The organism is Mycobacterium sp. AZCC_0083 (assembly GCF_014202335.1).
GTDB lineage: Bacteria > Actinomycetota > Actinomycetes > Mycobacteriales > Mycobacteriaceae > Mycobacterium.
Window position 1 is genome coordinate 119,793 of sequence record NZ_JACHGP010000018.1, and the last position, 18,896, is coordinate 138,688.

Annotated in this window: 14 protein-coding genes; 7 read left to right on the forward strand and 7 right to left on the reverse strand. The window is 64.3% G+C overall.

Going from position 1 to position 18,896, the window contains the following annotated elements; all coding sequences use genetic code 11:
• The first annotated feature begins 1 nt into the window (after window position 1).
• The gene (locus HNP02_RS34080) at window positions 2-3,589 is read left to right on the forward strand and encodes a hypothetical protein (protein WP_221318349.1); all 3,588 of its coding nucleotides are present in this window, start codon (window positions 2-4) and stop codon (window positions 3,587-3,589) included.
• Window positions 3,590-3,787: 198 nt separating this feature from the next.
• Here HNP02_RS34080 and HNP02_RS34085 read toward each other — a convergent pair whose 3' ends face one another.
• The 5 genes from HNP02_RS34085 to HNP02_RS34105 form a co-directional block, all read right to left on the reverse strand.
• Entirely contained in the window at window positions 3,788-4,090 is a 303-nt protein-coding gene (locus tag HNP02_RS34085; RefSeq protein ID WP_184445088.1) for a hypothetical protein, read from the reverse strand.
• A gap of 147 nt (window positions 4,091-4,237) precedes the next feature.
• Window positions 4,238-4,411, reverse strand: a complete 174-nt coding sequence (locus tag HNP02_RS34090; protein ID WP_184445089.1) for a hypothetical protein — start codon at window positions 4,409-4,411, stop codon at window positions 4,238-4,240.
• Complete coding sequence (locus HNP02_RS34095; protein ID WP_184445090.1) at window positions 4,408-4,614, reverse strand: hypothetical protein; 207 nt, start codon at window positions 4,612-4,614, stop codon at window positions 4,408-4,410. Before HNP02_RS34095 ends, HNP02_RS34090 begins: the two co-directional genes overlap by 4 nt.
• Before the next feature lie 186 nt (window positions 4,615-4,800).
• Window positions 4,801-7,011, reverse strand: coding sequence for a BTAD domain-containing putative transcriptional regulator (locus HNP02_RS34100; protein ID WP_255507277.1), 2,211 nt, complete (start codon window positions 7,009-7,011; stop codon window positions 4,801-4,803).
• Between the two features lie 1,212 nt (window positions 7,012-8,223).
• Window positions 8,224-8,472, reverse strand: a complete 249-nt coding sequence (locus HNP02_RS34105) for a hypothetical protein (RefSeq protein WP_184445092.1) — start codon at window positions 8,470-8,472, stop codon at window positions 8,224-8,226.
• Window positions 8,473-8,494: 22 nt separating this feature from the next.
• On the opposite strand from HNP02_RS34105, the gene HNP02_RS34110 reads away from it, so the two are divergent.
• The 5 genes from HNP02_RS34110 to HNP02_RS34130 all read left to right on the forward strand — a co-directional run bounded on the left by HNP02_RS34110 (window position 8,495) and on the right by HNP02_RS34130 (window position 15,698).
• Window positions 8,495-8,791 carry a lipoprotein LpqH gene (locus HNP02_RS34110; protein WP_184445093.1) on the forward strand — a complete coding sequence of 99 codons (297 nt, stop codon included), beginning with the start codon at window positions 8,495-8,497 and terminating at the stop codon, window positions 8,789-8,791.
• A gap of 33 nt (window positions 8,792-8,824) precedes the next feature.
• Window positions 8,825-10,324 (forward strand): GTPase, encoded by a 1,500-nt coding sequence (locus HNP02_RS34115; protein WP_184445094.1) that lies wholly within the window; start codon window positions 8,825-8,827, stop codon window positions 10,322-10,324.
• Complete coding sequence (locus HNP02_RS34120; RefSeq protein WP_184445095.1) at window positions 10,321-12,147, forward strand: dynamin family protein; 1,827 nt, start codon at window positions 10,321-10,323, stop codon at window positions 12,145-12,147. The genes HNP02_RS34115 and HNP02_RS34120 overlap by 4 nt, the downstream gene beginning before the upstream one ends.
• A gap of 69 nt (window positions 12,148-12,216) precedes the next feature.
• Window positions 12,217-14,868, forward strand: a complete 2,652-nt coding sequence (locus HNP02_RS43590; protein ID WP_184445096.1) for a transglycosylase family protein — start codon at window positions 12,217-12,219, stop codon at window positions 14,866-14,868.
• A 116-nt stretch (window positions 14,869-14,984) separates the two neighbouring features.
• Entirely contained in the window at window positions 14,985-15,698 is a 714-nt protein-coding gene (locus tag HNP02_RS34130) for a hypothetical protein (RefSeq protein WP_184445097.1), read from the forward strand.
• 28 nt (window positions 15,699-15,726) lie between these two features.
• Here the strand turns inward: HNP02_RS34130 and HNP02_RS34135 are convergent, their stop codons facing one another.
• Together HNP02_RS34135 and glpX are read right to left on the reverse strand one after the other, a co-directional pair.
• Window positions 15,727-17,145 (reverse strand): class II fumarate hydratase, encoded by a 1,419-nt coding sequence (locus tag HNP02_RS34135; protein WP_184445098.1) that lies wholly within the window; start codon window positions 17,143-17,145, stop codon window positions 15,727-15,729.
• Window positions 17,146-17,172: 27 nt separating this feature from the next.
• The gene (glpX, locus tag HNP02_RS34140) at window positions 17,173-18,201 is read right to left on the reverse strand and encodes a class II fructose-bisphosphatase (protein ID WP_184445099.1); all 1,029 of its coding nucleotides are present in this window, start codon (window positions 18,199-18,201) and stop codon (window positions 17,173-17,175) included.
• Between the two features lie 54 nt (window positions 18,202-18,255).
• On the opposite strand from glpX, the gene HNP02_RS34145 reads away from it, so the two are divergent.
• Window positions 18,256-18,891 (forward strand): DUF4245 domain-containing protein, encoded by a 636-nt coding sequence (locus HNP02_RS34145; RefSeq protein WP_309241794.1) that lies wholly within the window; start codon window positions 18,256-18,258, stop codon window positions 18,889-18,891.
• Window positions 18,892-18,896: the final 5 nt, after the last annotated feature.

Sequence of the window (18,896 nt, forward strand, 5' to 3'; positions counted from 1 at the left end):
CATGTCCGAACCGACTCGCGCGGTCACACCGGCTACACCGTCTCCCAAACCGGTACGGTCGCCGTCACCACTTCGCGCAGGGCCGAACGCATTACAGCGCCTTCAGTCGTTGGCTGGAAACAGGGCCGTCACAGCACTTGTCGCCCAACGGCTCAACGCGGGCACCGGTGCTGCGGGTGCAGCCTGCGTCGGACCACCGGTAGTGCCGTCTGCGCCGGCGCCCTCCCGTGATCCCCAGTTCGCCGCGGCTAAGAAGGACATCGACGCGAACGCGAGCACGCTGAAGGCGCACCCGCCGGCCGCCAAAGAGGTGAACGAGGCGCAGAACGCCGCCGTAGCGCCAACCGACGACAAGGAGGCCCAAGCCAAGGCGGCACACACCGGCAAGATGGAGGCCGCCAAGCCCGGTGGATTCGACAAGGCTGCTTTCATCGCCGCGGTGAATGCCGCTGTCGCGGCGAAGGCGCCCAAGAACCTCGACGAAGCGGACAAGTTCGCGCAGTCCGGCAAGGCCGATCAAGTCAAGAACGAGGTGATGGGGAAGGTCACCGCAGGCAAAGACGCGTCGGCGAAGGCGATCAAGGAGACCACGGCTGCCACCCCGGACAACGCCGCGACCAAGGACAAACCCGTCACGCCGATGCCGCCAACGCCGGCGCCTGCAACTCCGACAGCCCCTGACCCGAAAGCGTTGGCGCCCAAGCCTGCACCGGCCGAGCAGACGCAGCTGGGCGCGGGCAGCTGCGAGACGAACAAGAACATGGCCGACGCCGGCGTCACGGAGGACCAGCTGGCGAAGTCCAACGAACCGGAATTCACCGGTGCGTTGGAGGCGAAGAAAACCGCGGAGGCCCACGATGCGACCGCGCCCGCCGCCGTGCGCCAGAAGGAAGGCGAAGTCATTTCTGGCGCCGCCGCCGGTGCCGGTGCCGTCAGCAAGGTCGGGCTGGGCGCGATGACCGGCGCCAAGGGCGGTGCCCTGCAGGCGGCCGGTGCCGACAAGCACGCGACGAAGTCGAAGGACGAGGGGGAGCGGGCACGGATCACCGGCGAGATCAAGAAGATATTCGACAAGACCAAGGTCGACGTCGAGCAGATCCTGACCGCCCTGGATACCACGGTTTCCACCAGGTTCGAGGACGGCGAGAAGAAGGCCAAGGAGGCCTTCACCGCCGATCACGAAGCAAAGATGTCGAAGTACAAATGGGCGCGGTACGGCGGCCTCGGCGGCGGCGCGCTGTGGGTGAAGGACCAGTTCCTCGACCTGCCGCCCGAAGCGAACAACATCTTCCTTGAATCCAAGAAGCTCTACGAGTCGAAGATGCAGGCGGTCATCAGCGACGTCGCCGACACCGTCGGAGCCGAACTCGCGCGCGCCAAGGCCCGCGTGGCGGAAGGCCGCGCACAGGTCCAGAAGTTCATCGGTGAGCAGCCGAAGAACCTGCAAAAGCTCGCGGGCGACGCCGCGAAGGAAATCGGTTCTCAGTTCCAGGATTTGGAGAAGTCGATCGACGAGAAGCAGAGCTCTCTCGTCGACGATCTGGCCGATAAGTACGTCGAGGCGCGCACTGCCATCGACGAGGAGATCAAGAAGCTCCAGGAGGACAACAAGGGTCTCGTCGGTCAGGCTGCCAGCGCGATCACGGGCGCCGTCGAGACCATCAAGAAGCTCAAAACCATGCTGCTCGGAGTGCTCGCCCGCGCGGCCAACGCGGTCGAGAAGATCATCAAGGATCCGATGGACTTCCTGGAGAAGTTCATCAACGCCGTCAAGGCCGGAATCACGAACTTCGTGTCAAACATCGCCACCCATTTGAAGAAGGGACTGCAGGGTTGGTTGTTCGGCACGCTGGCCGACGCCGGCATCGAGATACCCGAGAAGTTCGACCTCAAGGGAATTATCTCGTTACTGCTGTCTTTGCTTGGGCTGACGTGGAATTCGATTCGTGCGCGGATCGTCAACGTCGTCGGCGAGAAGGCGATGGGCGCGATCGAAAAGGGCGTCGACTTCATCAAAGTGATCGTCACCGAGGGCATTCCAGGCGTGTGGAAGTTCATCGCACAGAAGCTCACCGATCTCAAAGACCAAGTGATGGGCCAGATCAAGAACTTCGTGATCACCAAGGTCATCACCGCCGGCGTCACGTGGCTGATCTCTTTGCTCAACCCCGCGGCCGCATTCATCAAGGCATGCAAGATGATTTACGACGCGGTGATGTGGTTCGTCGACAACGCCGAGCGGCTGAAGGACTTCGTCGACTCGGTTCTCGATTCGGTCGAATCGATTGCGGCGGGCGGAGTCGGCAAGGTCGCGGCATTGATCGAAAGCACGATGGCCAAGACTGTGCCGATGTTGATCAGTGGCCTCGCCTCGTTGCTCGGGCTCGGTGGTATCGCCGACAAGATCAAGAGCATCCTCGAGAAGGTCCAGGCGCCGGTCGGCAAGGCAGTCGACTGGCTCATCGGCAAGGCCGTGAAGTACGGCAAGAAGTTCCTCGACAAGCTGAAGAAGTCGAAGTTCGGCAAGGCTGTCGGGGCCGCGAAGGACAAGGCCAAGGCCGCGTACGCCAAGGGGAAGGCGTACGTGAAGAAGAAGTACGAGGCGGGCAAGGCGTACGTCACGAAGAAGTACGAAGCGGGCAAGGCGTACGTCAAGAAGAAGTACGAGGCTGCGAAGGACTTCTTTACTGTCCACAAGACTTTCTCAGTAAAGGGTGAAAGCCACAGCCTTTATACCTCTGGCTCCTCTTCAGCGCTGACGGTGGCGTCGAAACCTACTGATCTAAGCCAGCACGAAAGCGCCGCGGTGAAGAAGGAGTACAACAAATACTTAAAAGCGATCGACAAAGCGAAGTCCCCGTCGGCCAAAAAGGAGGCCGCGAAAGCGCCATTGAAGAATATTATCTCCGCTCTCCGTAATTGGATGGGGAAATCAAAGAAGAAATATCCGGAGGCAAGCGCTCCGGGTATCGGCACGACGGCGCCTTACGGAGAATTGGGGTCGTCCTTGAGGCAACCGCACAATCCGGGCGCACCTCCAGAGTGGGCCATGGAGAAAGAGCACATCTTGCCGTTCTCCGTCGGAAAGCGTCTATGGCAGGTCACAAACCTACTGATACCTGGGCGTGGCGGATACGAGGACAAAGCGCAGACGACGATCCTCATCTACAAGGGAGCGGCTAACCGGAAGACGCAGGGTGATAAGACTTCGTGGCAGTCGTTTGAGAGGAAGACGGCGGATATTCTAAAGCGCACGAAATTCGCGGGGATGGGAGTAATCGGCCTTGCGATGGAGATTGATCAAGAGTTGGTGAAAGAAAAAGCCATGGCGGTCGGCCGCACCGCCGAGGCCGTTATCTACGAGAATAAAATACTTCCCTTGGGAAGTGCAGACAAAGAAGACAAAAATGGGGCACGGCGGGGGAAGCCCGGTAGCCCCGAAGATCCAATTCCGGGCCTAGGGGCCATCCAGGCGGCCGCGGATAGTCAGGTGACAATTGTGAGGGCGACGTTGAAGAGTTGCCTTGATGACGTAAGGGAGGGCCTCGTGCCAGACATTACGCCAGCGCGAAAGAAGAAGAAGCCGTAAGAATCCCGGGATTTGGAACATCTTTCGCCTCAACTGGTGTCGGGTCAACTCGGCGCTCACACGCACGAGTGACTCAGGTCAGATGCCACACGTAGCCGCAAACAGGACTGGTTTGGTGGATTGTGGCTCCGCGGTGAAGTCGAGAATGTACCGGCTATCTGCGAACGTCGATGGACAACGACCCGCCATCGGAGTGCACTAGCGAACCTTGGTCGCTAGGTTTTTTTGACAGTTGTCTTGAGTTTTCAGGCTGGCTTGGGCAGCAGTCGGGCCCGGTCGATGGTTTCGGTCATGTGAATGTCGATGGTGCGGAAGGCGTTTCGTACCGGTGGGGCCGGGGCGCCGGTAGCGGTTTTTGCCCGGGATGCGGGCGATGAGCCCGTTGGTCCGCAGCCGCGCCAGGTCGTAGCTGGCCTGGTTCATCGTGTAGGTCATACCGCCGAGCAATCCGGTCATCAAGGCGCGCAGGCTCTGGGTGGTGATGCCGCTGACGGCGGGCATGCTCGTGCATGGGCGTCGGCAGGGCCTGGACCCGAGGGCCGCCGAAGGGCAAGGCCGGTGCCCTCCTGCCATCCTCGGTGAGGGGTGGGCCGCGCGATCCGCTCAAAGGCCGGACTCGCAAGGACGCAGCCCTGGCCGACGCGTTCACTATCGAGCAGTGTGGTGTTGACCGGGACGGGCACGGGACTGCAATTCATCGAGATGGACCAGCCGCCGCAGACAGCCCACACCGTCCGGGTCGTTGATCGCGGTCTCGATCCGCAGCGCGCGCCCGTCCTTCAAATATTGTTTGATGCGCGAGTGCGGGTAGAAGGCGTTCACCTTGACGTCGGTGCCGTAGCTGACGACCGTGGTCTTGAACTCACCGGCCGCCGGTCGACATGGCGTTGGCCGCGTCGAAAGACGAGTTCGATCAGCTCCGGGCGGCCGATGTCGAGGTTGTCGGTGACCAGCGCCTCGAAGAACCCGCGGGCGTGGCGTGGCGCGTCGAACACCAGGGTGCGCGAGGTCTCCACCTGCCGCATTGACAGCTCCCACCAACAGCAGGCGGCGTGTGTGGGCCATTCATCCGTTCAGGCCCGTATGCCAAGCACACGTCGAAGGTGGTCACGTAGCGGGAGCTGCTCGGCGCGGGATGGTCGACCATGGGAACCGATCCGGAGTCCAAACAGGGCAAGACGCCATATCGACGTGTGGCCCAAGTCGGCGAATCACGCCCCCAACTCAGCCTGTATCTGCGCATGCTCGCGCCGAACATATTCGGCGCCAACGTGATCGCCGGCGGTGTCGTGTAGGTCGGCGATGATCAGCCACGACGTCTCATCTTCTGGGTTGAGCTCCACCGACCGTTGCGCGGCTTTCATGGCGAGGTCGCTCTCGCCCAACCCGTGGTAGTCGGACGCCAAGGCCGCGGCCGCAGCTGCGGCGCTGCGGCGATATCTGCGGCGCTCCGCGTCGACGTGATCGGTGGACGGGAAATCAATCAGCAGGTCACCCGTGTAGACGCTGAGCACTTGCTCCCGCGCCGCGATCCGGCCGTCGGTATCGCCCTGCACTGCACTGACGGAAGCTTTCGACAGCAGCTCGTCGAATTCCACGACGTCGACGTGCGCATTGGCGGGCAGGGACATCCGGTACCTGTCGCCCGCGCGTTCGATGCCGATGCCGTGGGCATCGACGGCGCTCCGCACGCTCGATATCGCCACTTGAAGACGATGTCCCGCGACCGAATGCGCGACGCCCGGCCACAACAGGTCCTCCAGGAATTCGCACCGGTGATCGCGATTCGGTGCCAGGGACAGCAACTGCAAGACGTTACGGGCTTGCGGTCGCAATGCGGAAAGGTCGAGCAGCTGACCGCCTGACTCCAGCTGGAATCTGCCGAAACACGTGATGGTGACTTCGGTTTCGGCCGAGCGGTCGATGGTGGTTTGGGTCTCCACAAGTGGCGGCGTATCGACCGTGTGCACTACTTGGCGCACTGCAGGCACCGCGATGCCTATTATCCCGTTGGCCGCCAACGCTGACGTCAGCGTGTGGGCGCTGCGTACATCCACTGCGGTGCTGTTCTCGATGGCCCGGCGCAGGGCAACCTCATTGCCGGCTTCGCGGAGCGGCAGGAGTTCACACCACAGCCGTAGAAGCGGCGCGTCCAGGTCGCGGAATTTTGCAGCGGCCGAGGCAAATTCATGACTCGCCTCGGCGCGCCCGCAGTGTTGGCCACTGATCGCGACAGCTACCGTAAGTAGGGCTGCGCCCCACGCATCACCAATTTCTTCGCAATGGGTGATGTTGCCGCGGCAACTTCTCGACCACCACGCCACATTCTCCGGTGAGATGGAAGCGGCTCGGTGAAAGCCGTTGGCCAGCCGGGCGATCCACGGTAACCCCTGCTGTTCTGCCTTGGTTGCGATCTCACTGAAATCTGACTCCGTGTTGTCCGATTCATCGGCTAGCAGTCCGATCACCGTGAGCGCCAGCTCAGCGCCGATAACCGCCAATGAATCAGCAGGGGAGTTCTCGCGGATCGTCCGCAGAACCGTTCGGGCCTGCTCGAATTCGCCGGCAAGAATGCCGGCCAGGGCGTAGCACAAACGGGTCCTCGGCTCCTGGTTGGGTGCAGGCTCGGTGATCGTCGCGAAATCCGGCGAGTGTCTGAGGGCTGCTCGCAGCAGCTCACTCCAGTGGGTTTGCGCCGCCGCTTGATCGCCCCTGCCCCGACCGTCATCGCCGGGCAGCCACATGGTCGCGACGCGGCGTTCGCCCCGGCAGAGCTGGTGGAAATTCGGCTCCTCATACAGGCTCTGCGCATGTTTGTACGCGTTGGCAGCAGCCTCTAGAGCACCTTCCCGGACCAGTCGCCGCGCGTTCGCGACGGCAAGCCACGGATCGTGATGCCATGTGCTTGCGGGAAGTAGATGGTCGTCGTCCATGTGCGAAGCATCGATGCCATTCCCGCTGTCGCCACCGACCAGCTCGCTCAGCGCCGCCCAGTCACCGGCCTTCGCGTAGGCGCGGGCTGCGGCTCGCAAGTCGCCGGCCGCCTCAAGCACCTGTCCGCTGCGGCGATACAGCGCGCGGGCCTCGTCAATGCCGAAGTCCTCCACGAGTGCGAGTTCGAGATGGGTTTGCAGGATCTCGTGGTAGCGGTAGAACGATCCGCCGTCGTCGGTTGAGGTGAACAGTTGAGAGTCCTCGAGCTGTTCGAGAATTCGGTGACTACCGGTGGTATTCAGGAGTTCATCGCATGTCGCGCCCGAAAGCCGGCCCAGAGTGCAGGTTTTCACCAAGAACTCGCGACGATCCTCGGCCAGCTCGGCCAGTACGTTGCGGGTCAGGTAGGAACGCACCAGTTTTGATCGGCCGGCAAGGTCGAGCACCGCCTGATGTCGTTCGGCGACCGTGCGGCCGACCGTCGACAAATGAAACAACTGCAGACCAGCGGCCCACCCACCGGTGCGCCGAGTCAAGGCTGCTGCCGCTTCGGGCCGAAGCGGCTGGTTGTACACCGAGGCGAACAATTCTTCGACTTCCCAGGACCGGAACCGGAGGTCGTCGCTCCCAGTTTCTTGTATCGACCCCGATACCCGTATCCGGGGGATGTTCACGTCGGGCATTCGGCGTGAGCCGAGAATGAGTCGCAGTCGCTGCGGGCGCAAGGACACGAGGCGTTCCAACGCGCGCTCTGCTGGGGTATCGGCAATCTCGTGCAGATCATCGAGAATCAGTGCACCCGCAGGTCCGTTCCACCGGTCCAGCCCGGTCAGGACATCGGTCATGGACGTGGCATCGGCGGCGTCTGTGATCGGGGCAAGTGCTTGCCGCAGGTGAGCGATGAAACGGTCCTCGGCGGCGTCGTCGGCGGTGACCCGGTACCAGCCGACCGGCACAGGTATTGCCGCGGCGACCCGGGCCAATAGCGTCGTCTTTCCTGAACCGGCGGGGGCGACAACAACATTGAGGCCACCGGGGGCATCTGACATCAGTGGCTGCTCAAGCCGCTCGCGCGCCAGGCCCCGCGCCTCAGGCGCGCGGAGCTTCTCTTGAAGGACGGCGTCTAGGACCATTTCGGGTGGCACAACCGGGGCATTCGGACGGTCACCAGTGGCCCGATGCCTTCACCTGATGTCGTCTCGGACCTTCCTCGCACCGCATGTTTCCTCGGATTGGCGGCCGCGTCAGTGCGGCCTGCGCTCGGGACGCTAACCGCAGGACCGTGTCCGATGGTCGCGCACACTGTCGCATCCTTCCGTGAGCAGCTACCAGCCCATGCGGGATTGCCGAGTTGTCCCCAACCGCAATCATTGACGGACGGCCGACCTGAAACATCGGGAGAAATTACCCATCTTTTGTTTCTGGTGATACGTGGTTATCGCCGGGTCTGCCGAATTGGTCGAGTAGGACCTATTCTTTTGCTATTGGTGTGTGAACGATTGATTGCACCTTTGGGCCGAGATCGAACGTTTCGGTGTACTGCGCGGGTGCGGTCGCCCATAATCGTGCGGATGCCGGTGGGTCCCGGGGGGGTCCCAGGGAGCAGGGGGAGGACAGCGAATGGCAGACTGGAGGTGTCTGCGCCATGTGTCCGTGGTGGTAGGCACTCTTGTTGTGGCGGCAGGCATGTCCTCGTGCACTCAGTCGATGCCGGTGCCCGCGAACACTTCAGTCACCCCGACGTCGTCGGGTACCAGTGCCTCCAGTTCTAGTAGTACGACGACCACTACGGCTTCGACTGCAGAGACCTCGACTGGTGAAACCACCACTACGACTTCCAGCACCGACAGCAGTGCGATGACGAGTACGTCCAGTGGCACGTCCTCGACGTCGAGCAGCACACCGACCACCACGACCACGGCGAGCGATGCCGGTGCGCTAGCGCCCAAAGTGATTGTCGGGGACAGTGTGTTGACCGCGACAGGTCCGGTGCAATGCACCTACGACTCCAATGGCACTCGCACGATTGAGGTCGGCTCGGGCACCGTCTACACCGCGCAGGTGACGTCAGACGAGAATTTCAGCGTCGTGAAAATGGATCTGGGCGTCGTCGATGGAGTGCCGATGCAGGTCCGTGCCAATGGCGGTTCGGCTCAAGGCAGCAGAACGGACAAGTCGTACAGCATTGCGGGGACGGCGCAGGGGACGGACCCCTCCACCCAGCAGGTGGTGCAGAAGAACTTCACCTTCGAGGCGACGTGCCCATGAGCGGGGAAACGCCGATGTCGGGCAGTGAGTTCCGTGGCCAGCGCTAGTGGTGCTGCAACGCAGCGAACGGGCGTCGTCGATGAGGGCGACGCCGCCCATGCCGATTTGCTTGAGCAGCTCGGTGTTTTGCTGGCCGACGTTGCCGGACAGCTTGGCGCTGCGGGGAAACAGCGGGTCGATGCCCTCGGGCGGAGGTCGCTGCAACCGCTGACGATCGCGGTGGCCGGCCGCACCAACGCCGGCAAGTCCACTCTGGTGAACGCCCTCATCGGAGCGCGGGTGGCTCCAACTCGGGCGACCGAATGCACGCGGGCGATCACCTGGTATCAGTATGGCGCCAATCAGGCTCGGGTGATCCGCCGAGACGGCACGTCGGTCCCGGTGTATACCGGGCCTCAGGGTGAATTGCCCGAAGAACTCGAGGTGCCGCTAGACGAGATCGACCGGCTAGAGGTGTCGCTGTCGCATGCGCCACTGCGACGGGTGATCATGATCGACACCCCTGGACTGTCCGGAGATGACGGCCTAGCTGACCAAACCGAGCGACTGCTCGCGTCGGGTGAAGTCGACGTGATGGTGTTCGTTCTCGGCGAGATCGTGCACGCCGACGAGGCAAAGATCGTCAATGACTTTTGCGCCAAGAACCGCTTCGCGTTTGATTTCCCGAATGCCATGGGCATCCTGAGCCGCGCCGACCAGTACGGCGACGGCGAAGATCCGTGGCCGATCGCCGTCGCGACCGCCGCTCGGCACGCCAGTGACCTGGCTGCGGGCTTGGCCGGAGTCCTGCCCGTCATGGGCAAGATTGCCGAGACCACCGAGACGGGCGCATTCGATGAAACGCAGTCCGACTCGATCCGCACCCTGGCCGGTCTTGACGAGGACGAGTTGTCGACGGCGCTGTTGTGGGCCGGTGCGTTCGAGGGCATCGATTCCCTGCCACCGGGGGCTGCCCGACTGCTGCTCGACCGCCTTGACCTCTTCGGAATCCGGGTACTGACGGAGTCCAGCGGCCCAGGCACGTCGGCGGCCGCCATGTACGGCCAGCTGCGGTCGATTTCCGGTATCGCCGCACTGTGGCACCGGATTGAGGTCCTGTACGTCCGGCCTGCCGCGGTTCTCAAGGTGAAACGGACATTGGCCGAATTGGACCGGCTACTCGTCACTGCCGATATGCCCAAGCCACAGCGACAGCAGGCGCGGCAGCAGATCCGAGCACTGCATGATCATCCGGCCATGCACGCCCTGGCCGAACTTCGCTGTCTGGCTGCGTTGTACTCGGGCCGGTGCGTTCTGCCTGACGGCCAGACGACGCAGGCGGCGCTGAACTTATGGGAGCAAACGGAACCGGCTGCCCGACTTGGCGCCCAGGCCGATACCCCCCGCGAGGAGCTGGCGCGCCTGGCGCAGGAAGCCAGCAGATTATGGCGCGCCTACGCCAACACCGCCTCGAATGCGCTCGTGCGCCAACTCGCTGACACAGCGCACTGGTCGGCCTACCAGTTGAGCATTGAACTTCGGGAGCGATCATGACGGCGCCCGTGGATCTGGATCTGGCGGCGTTGCGCGAATCGCTCCAATCACTTCTGCCCGAGGTCGGTGCCGGCGCGGCGCTGCAGCGGATGACGACCGGTGCCGGAGCGTCTTCGGGCAGCCGGGCAAACATCGTGGTGGTCGGCGAGCCCAGCACCGGCAAGACGTCGATGATCAACGCCCTGCTCGGTCGGGCCGACCTGCTGCCAGTACGACCCACGGCGTCCTACGTCGCCATTGGCGGTGACCAAATCCCCTCGGTACGAGCCCATTACGCCGATGGTCGGATGACGAGCGGAGATGAGACGCATCTGGCGATGCTCCTAGGAGAGGGTGCCGATGAGCGTGCCGAGCGGGTCGAAATCATGGTGGCCGACCCCCGGCTGGCCGCGCTGACGTTGTTCGATACGCCCGGCGTCGGCGGCATCGATTCGGGGCTGGCCCAGCTGACTCTTAGCGCCGTACAGCAGGCAACGGCTTTGGTGTTCGTCTGCTCGGCGGGGGCGAAAATATCGATCGCTGAACGCAAATTCCTCGCCGAGGCGGCGAATCGCATCGAGCAGATCGTGTTCGTGCTGTCCAAGATCGACAAGTACGCCGACTGGGAGCAGGTACTGGCCGAGAACGCTGACACCATCCGCGGCGATTTCCACAGATTCCCGCCGGGTCGATTCGACGATGTGGTGTTCGTCCCCATCAGTGCGCGGCTGGCGAATATGGCAGCCGCTCGCGGAAACCTCACGCTTGCTCGGGTAAGCGGGATAGACGAACTCTGGACGCAGCTGTTCCGAATCTCGGGGATGCACCATCAGCTGGATGAGCTGAACACGTTGCGGGAGTTTGCCAGCGTTATCGCAGACGCCGAGGCCATCCTGGCGGACCGCAAACGCACGCTTGAGGCAGCGCCCGAAGACGACGATGAACTGGCTGCGGTAACCCGTCAAATCGGCGCGCTCACTGAGGCCAACTCGGCCTGGCGGATGCAATTGTCCAAGCAGATCGACTTGGCGCGCGACGAGGTGCGCACGCGGCTGCGCCGTCGGGTGAGCCAGTTGCGTGACCGCTACGACGCCAAGATGCAGGAGAAGATCAAACCGAACATGATCCCGGAGATCGAAGCGGCGATCGTGTCCGACCTATGTGAGTTGCAAGACGAGATCGACGCTGCGGTACGCGAGCACATCACTGAGATCGCGGGCTATCTGCTGGCTGGAATCGCCGGCGGTGATGGTGCCGTCGCCGACTTGGCCGACCAGCTGCCCGCCCGAGGAGAGACGGCGGCGGAGTTTCTCCGGGAGCGTACGGGGCCGCCCCAGGATCCGTCGGCAATGATGATGGGTCTGACGACGGCCATGATGGGCACCAATACGGCGCGCATGTTGCTCACGCCCACTCTGGCGGCGGCCCTCCACGTCGCCGCATCTGGGTTCATTGCGGTGGGTGTCGGTGCGGTCGCGGCATTGCCCGTCGGTGTGGTGTGGTGGCGCCTGCAAAAGAAGTTTCGCGAGCGAGCGAGTGATGTTGCCAGCCTTCGTGGGTGGATAATTGAATGCCTCAGCAGTGCAAATGGTGAAATTGCTCTTGACTTGGACCGCATTTTTCGACAAGCTTCCTATTCTCTTCAGGAAACTATCGCGAGTGCCATGGCCGATGCTCTGCAAACCGCAACTGAGGCCCGGAAGGACTTGGGCCGGGCGCGTGACCGCGCGGCCGCGGACCTGCTCCGCCTCAACAAGGTGAAGACTCAGCTCGACCCCCTCAAGGAAGCCTCGCGAATGCGGCGCGCAGCGCTCCTGGCCGGTCCGACTTCCGGAGCTGGTTGAAATGGCTGACCACTCGTCCCGCACATGCTTCACCAAGGCAAACTCCAAACCTGCCGAAGAGGTCCGCAAATGACCGAATTCATGGATTCGCACGACGTTCACCATCTCGATGTGCACGGCTCGCCGTCGATGACCCCCGACATTCAATTTGCCGACCAGCACCACACCGACGACTGGGATCCCGGCGGGCAGGAGAATTTGGCGGACCTGCCATTGCCGGACTCCGGCACCGACCCGGATGCAGGACTCGTGCATGGCGACCCCTCGCTAATCAGTGATGACTGGTTCCTGCAGCGCAGCAGCGGATACTGCGTTCCCGCATCGCTCACCGAAGTGCTTTCACAGGTGACCGGGCACCGGTTCGCCGACGAGTCCGTCGTCGTCGAGCGGTTTGCAGCCTTGGGCAAACCCGTTACCGCACAAGGTGAAACGCTCGGTGACGCGGAGACGGTGCTGGACTCATTTGGGGTGGAGTCGCATGTCGCATCCAATGCAAGCCTCTCCGATCTCGAGCATTATCTGGACGATGGCCGGGCGATCGTCGTCGGCGTCAACGCGGATGAGATCTGGCATGGCGACGACACGGCAGCCAATCCCACCGGCCGCGCAAACCATGCATTGCTGATCAGCGCAATCGACGAGGCCCGCGGCCTCGTCACACTGTCTGATCCGGGCAATCCCGACGGCAAGAATGAGGTGGTGCCCCTGGAGGTGTTCAAAGAGGCGTGGGCTGCCGGGGAGAACCAATTGTTGGTGACCGATGAACCAGTCACCCACGACGGCGTCACGACCCCCGGACCGGTTGTCGTTCCCGTCACTCTGAATGCTCACACGCCCACCACGGAATTCGCTCTCGGCGCAGGTATGGATGACGCGGGTTCAGGGGCCACGCATGTGGTGCAACAGGGTGAAACCCTGTGGAGCATTGCGCAACGCGTTTACGGCGACCCGACCGCCTACACCAAAATTGCTGCGGCCAATGGGATTTCCGATCCGAACACCATCGTTCAAGGTCAGCATCTCACCATTCCTGGCGCGGCTGGGCCGGCGGCGAATCCATCGGTGGTCGTCGAGCCGATCCGGCACGATGGCCCGTCTGCCGCGTCACCGGGGGCAGGGTCGAATTCTCCAATAGTCGTCGAGCCGGTCGTGCATGACGCAGGGAACGGTTCCGCGGACCAGCCGGCGACGTCCTCGCCGGGATCCTCGTCTACTGCCGACGCGGGCAGCAGCCCCGCGCCCGCTGCCTCGCCCGCTGCCGCTGCCGCTGCCGGGCCCGCTGCCGCTGCTGCTGCCGGGCCCGCTGCCGCTGCTGCTGTGGCATCCGGCCACGGGGACGGCGAACACACTCCGACTACCAGCACCAATGCCCCCCCGGCGCCAGCTGCACCACATACTGACCCGCCGGCACCCACGCCGGATTCGAATGCAACGCCTGCTGCTCCTGCGTCGGCGGCACCACATACTGACCCGCTGGCGCCGGATTCGGATGCAACGGTTGCGGCTCCTGCGTCCTCTGAGCCGGCCGCCGCGGCGCCACCAGTCGCGGATGCGGCGGCACACGAGGAGCCACAGCAGTGGAATGCGGACTGGACCGCCATGGCGCAGAAGGAATCCAGTGGTAACTGGTCGATCAACACCGGCAATGGTTTCTACGGCGGCCTACAGTTCACGCAGTCCACATGGGAGGCTAGCGGCGGATTGAAGTTTGCGCCGCGCGCGGATCTGGCCACACCACATCAACAGATGTTGGCGGCCGAGCAAGTGCTGAAGACTCAGGGGCCTGGAGCATGGCCGAACACCTTCGTGCCGGGAACTCCGACCGACCTCGTGAATGCCGGCGCCAACGCTGTGATCGATCCGGTGGCTGACGTGACCAAATCCGCCTCCAACAGCGTCATCGACGCGGTTGCCGGAGCGGCCGGGCCTGCAGGCGCGCCCATCGCGGATGTGGCGAGAGCGGTCACCGGCGCGGTCGTGGACGGCGTGGCGAATGTGGCCGAGGCAGCGACCGGTTCAGCTACCGATGCCGTCACGAACGCGGTGCCCATTCCGGCTCCTCCCGACAGCCTTGGGGCCGAGCACAATTCGGGTCCGGTGGCGGCTGCGATGAACATCGCGCATTCAATGGCCGGCAAGCCCTACATCTGGGGAGGCAACAGTGAGGGCGGCGCCGACTGCTCTGGCCTGGTGTCGATGGTTGTCAACGCCTTCACGGGCGCCCCTCCGACTGAGAGCCGGATGGCCACTCCCAACGAAGCGATCTGGTTACAGCAACGTGGCGCGATTGTGGTGAACAGCCCGTCCGAGGTGCCGCCGGGCACCCTGGCCGTGGGGTGGAACAGTCACCACACATCGGGGACTCTGCCGGACGGAACCAGCTTCGAAGCGCAGACCTCGGGCGTTCCGATCAAGGTCGGGGGGGATGCAACACCGTGGGATAGCAAGCAATTCACGCAATGGGCGTACTTCCCATCGAGTGCCGTTGCTGGCACTGGGGAACCGCCGCCTCCTCCGGATGCGCCGCCACCGCCGCCTCCTCCAGATGCGCCGCCACCGCCGCCTCCTCCAGATGCGCCGCCTCCGCCACCTCCGCCACCCGATGCGCCGCCGCCTCCACCCGGTATGGACGCACCACCGCCGCCTCCGCCTCCTCCAGATGCGCCGCCTCCGCCACCGCCGCCCGATCCGGGAGGGGCCGCGCCCGCTCCGGCAGGGTGAAAATTGCTCAGCTCGGTGGATCGCATTCCGTTCCGCGGCGCCAAGGACACGTACTCGTCAATCCACATTCGCGTAATCGCCAGTGCCACCACTTCCACATGGATAGGACACCGAACATGACCTTTCGCGATGATCTACCTCACCCCGACGAAGCCGAGAATCTCCACGGACGTGTGGGCGACGGTGCGGCGTATTCGGAGGCCGCGCCCGCGGACCAACTCCCGCCAACCGACGAACTTCCGCGACAGGAGTCGTCCGCCGCGGCGATTCCCTGGCAGGAACCGCCGAAGCGGTCGGGCCGCCCCGCCAACGCCACGTTGCTGATCGGGCTGGGGTGCGCTGGCGCCGTCATCCTGATTGTCGTGATCGTCTGGGCCATGTTCAAGCAGGACTCGTCCAAGGGGCCTGAAAACGGTGGTGACCCGTTTGCGTCGTCATCTACTTCCGCTCAGTCCGCCCCGCCGTCGTCCACCTCTGCATCAACGCCGGGGGGAGGCCAGCCCGTCGCGGTGGCCGATCCCGATGGTGCAGGTCAGTCGTGTGCGGACGGTTTTCATGTGAAGGGCCACGATGGCTTTGGTACTCGCTCTGTCCGCGGGTCGAGAGAGACCTCGTGTGCATTCGCGAGCAAGGTGCTCGAGGCCTACTGGGTGCAGGTCGGGACGCCCACGAAGGATTCCAAGCGCATCACTGCCGCAGGAACGGTGCCTTGCAGTGCGACGGGCGGCGAGTGTTCGGGCGATAACTTCGTGATGACGTGCGCTGCGCAAAACAACGAGGGCTGGATAACGTGCGTCGGCGGCAAGAACGCCCGCGTGTACATCTACTGAGCCGACGTCCCGCCCGCGTCGTCTCGTCCTAGTCGCCGTCCTTGACCTTGGCCATCGCCAGCACGTCGAGGCGCTTGTCCAGCTCTTCCTCGGACAGCTTGTCGCCGATCAGGCCGCGGTCGATGACCGTCTGGCGGATCGTCTTGCGCTCCTTGAGTGCTTCCTTGGCAACCTTGGCGGCCTCTTCGTAGCCGATCGCCGAGTTCAGCGGCGTCACGATCGACGGCGACGACTCGGCGAGGTCGCGCAGGCGCCCCTCGTTGGCGATCAGGCCGTCGATGCACTTCTCCGCGAACAATTTCGACACGTTGGACAGCAGCGTGAACGACTCGAGGATGTTGCGCGCCATCATCGGGATGTAGACGTTGAGCTCGAACGCGCCCGACAGCCCGCCGACGGTGACCGCGGCGTCGTTGCCGATGACCTGCGCGGCCACCTGCGTAACCGCCTCGGGCAGAACCGGATTGACCTTGCCCGGCATGATCGAGCTGCCCGGCTGCAGGTCGGGAAGCTGAAGCTCGCCGAGGCCGGTCAGCGGGCCCGAGCCCATCCAGCGAATGTCGTTGGCGATCTTGGTGAGTGACACCGCGATGGTCTTCAGCGCACCCGACGCCTCGACCAGCCCGTCGCGGGCAGCCTGCGCCTCGAAGTGGTCTTCTGCGGGCCGCAGCTCGGCGATGCCGGTGTCGTTCACCAGCACGGCGACGACCTTGTCGCCGAACCCATCCGGCGCATTGAGTCCGGTACCGACCGCGGTGCCGCCGATCGCGAGCTCGCCGAGGCGGGGGAGCGTCGCCTTCACCCTCTCTATGCCGGCCTGGACCTGGCGCGCGTACCCGCCGAACTCCTGGCCCAGCGTCACGGGCACGGCGTCCATCAGGTGCGTGCGGCCCGACTTCACGACGACGCGCCACTGGCGAGCCTTGTTCGCCAGCGACTCGTGCAGCACCTCGAGTGCCGGAATCAGATGGCGCACAGCCGCTTCCGTCGCCGCGATGTGGGTGGCGGTGGGGAAGGTGTCGTTGGAGCTCTGCGACATGTTGACGTGGTCGTTCGGGTGCACCGTCACGCCGTTGGCCTCGGCGATCGACGCGATGACCTCGTTGGCGTTCATGTTCGAGCTGGTGCCCGAGCCGGTCTGGAACACGTCGATCGGGAACTGGTCGTCGTGCAGGCCGTCGGCGATCTCATTGGCCGCGGCGATGATGGCATCGGCCTTCTCCGCGTCGAGCAGGCCGAGATCCTTATTGACCTGCGCGCAGGCGCCCTTCAGCAGTCCGAGGGCGCGAATCTGCGTGCGCTCGAGCGGCCGGAACGAGATCGGGAAGTTCTCCACCGCCCGCTGGGTCTGCGCGCGCCACAGCGCGTTGATGGGCACCCGCACTTCACCCATGGTGTCGTGCTCGATGCGGTACTCAGACTGTTCGACTGCGCTGTCGGCGGTCATGTGCTCCCTCGTGTGTGTCGGTTTTGTCTAAGGCAGGGGATAAGCGGCGGACTTGTCACCCGTGAAGTCGACCGCGGAGTACTCGTTCAGTTTGGACAGCCGGTGGTAGGCCTCGATCATCCGGACCGTGCCGGACTTCGACCGCATGACGATCGACTGCGTGGTGCATCCGCCGCCGGAGTACCGAACACCCTGCAGCAGGTCACCGTCGGTGACGCCGGTGGCGGAGAAGAAGACGTTCTCACCGGACACCAGGTCTTCGGTGAAGAGCACCCTGTCGAGGTCGTGGCCGGCATCGAGGGCCTTCTGACGCTCGGCGTCGTCGGTGGGGGCCAGCACGGCCTGGATGGCGCCGCCCATGCAGCGGATGGCCGCCGCGGTGATGATGCCCTCGGGCGTGCCGCCGATCCCGGCCAGCATGTCCGTGCCGGAGCCGGGCCGGCAGGCCGCGATCGCGCCTGCCACGTCACCGTCGGAGATCAGCCGGATGCGGGCGCCCGCTTCGCGCACGTCGTTGATCAGTTGCGCGTGGCGCGGCCGGTCCAGCACGCACACAGTGAGGTCGGCGACGGTGGAGTTCTTCACCTTCGCGACCTGGCGGATGTTCTCGCCGATCGGCGCGGTGATGTCGATGACGTCGACGGCGTCGGGCCCGACCGCGATCTTGTTCATGTAGAACACCGCCGACGGGTCGAACATCGCGCCGCGTTCGGCGACGGCGAGCACCGAGATCGCGTTGGGCATGCCCTTGCTCATCAGCGTGGTGCCGTCGACGGGATCGACGGCGAAGTCGCAGTCCGGCCCGTCGCCGTTGCCGACCTCTTCGCCGTTGTAGAGCATCGGAGCGTGGTCCTTCTCGCCCTCACCGATCACCACGACGCCGCGCATCGACACCGAGTTGACCAGCTCGCGCATGGCGTCGACGGCCGCCCCGTCGCCGCCCTCCTTGTCGCCGCGGCCGACCCAGCGGCCTGCGGCCATGGCCCCTGCCTCGGTGACCCTCACCAGTTCCAAAGCGAGGTTGCGGTCCGGTGCTTCCCTACGCGATGCCGTCATCCGCAGATTGTCCCATTAGAGGGTCCGACTTTGGGAGCTGGGATACTGGCCGATGTGACCACCCCCACGCCGGCTCCGGGACCGAGGCCGGCGAAGCCCAGGCTGCTGCAGGACGGTCGCGACATGTTCTGGTCGATGGCCCCGCTGGTGCTGGCCTGCATCGTGCTCGCAGGCGTGCTCGGCATGTGCTCGTTTGCGCCCAACGGCCCTGGCGAGGGGCCCGTGCCGCCCTACGACGCGCCGGCAGCGCTGCAGGCCGACGCCGATGCGCTCAAGATCCCAATCCGGCTGCCCAAGTTGCCCGATGGCTGGCGCGCCAACTCGGGATCCCGCGCCAGCATCGACGGCGGCCGCACCGATTCCTCCGGTAAGCCGGCGCGTGCCGTTTCGTCCCGGGTGGGTTATCTCTCGCCGAGCGGCATGTACCTCAGCCTGACCCAGAGCGACGCCGACGAGGAGAAGCTCGTCGCCTCGCTCGACACCAGCCTGGCTCCGACCGGCACGCAGGACATCGGCGGCGTGAGGTGGATCGTCTACGAAGGCGGCGAGGGCGTGCGACCGGTGTGGACCACCCGGTTGACCGGCCCGACCGGCCCCGCGCAGATCGCCTTGAACGGAGGCGCCGGTACGGATGAGTACCGTAAGCTGGCCGAGGCGACGCAGACACAGCCGCCACTACCCGTCAAATAGGAGCG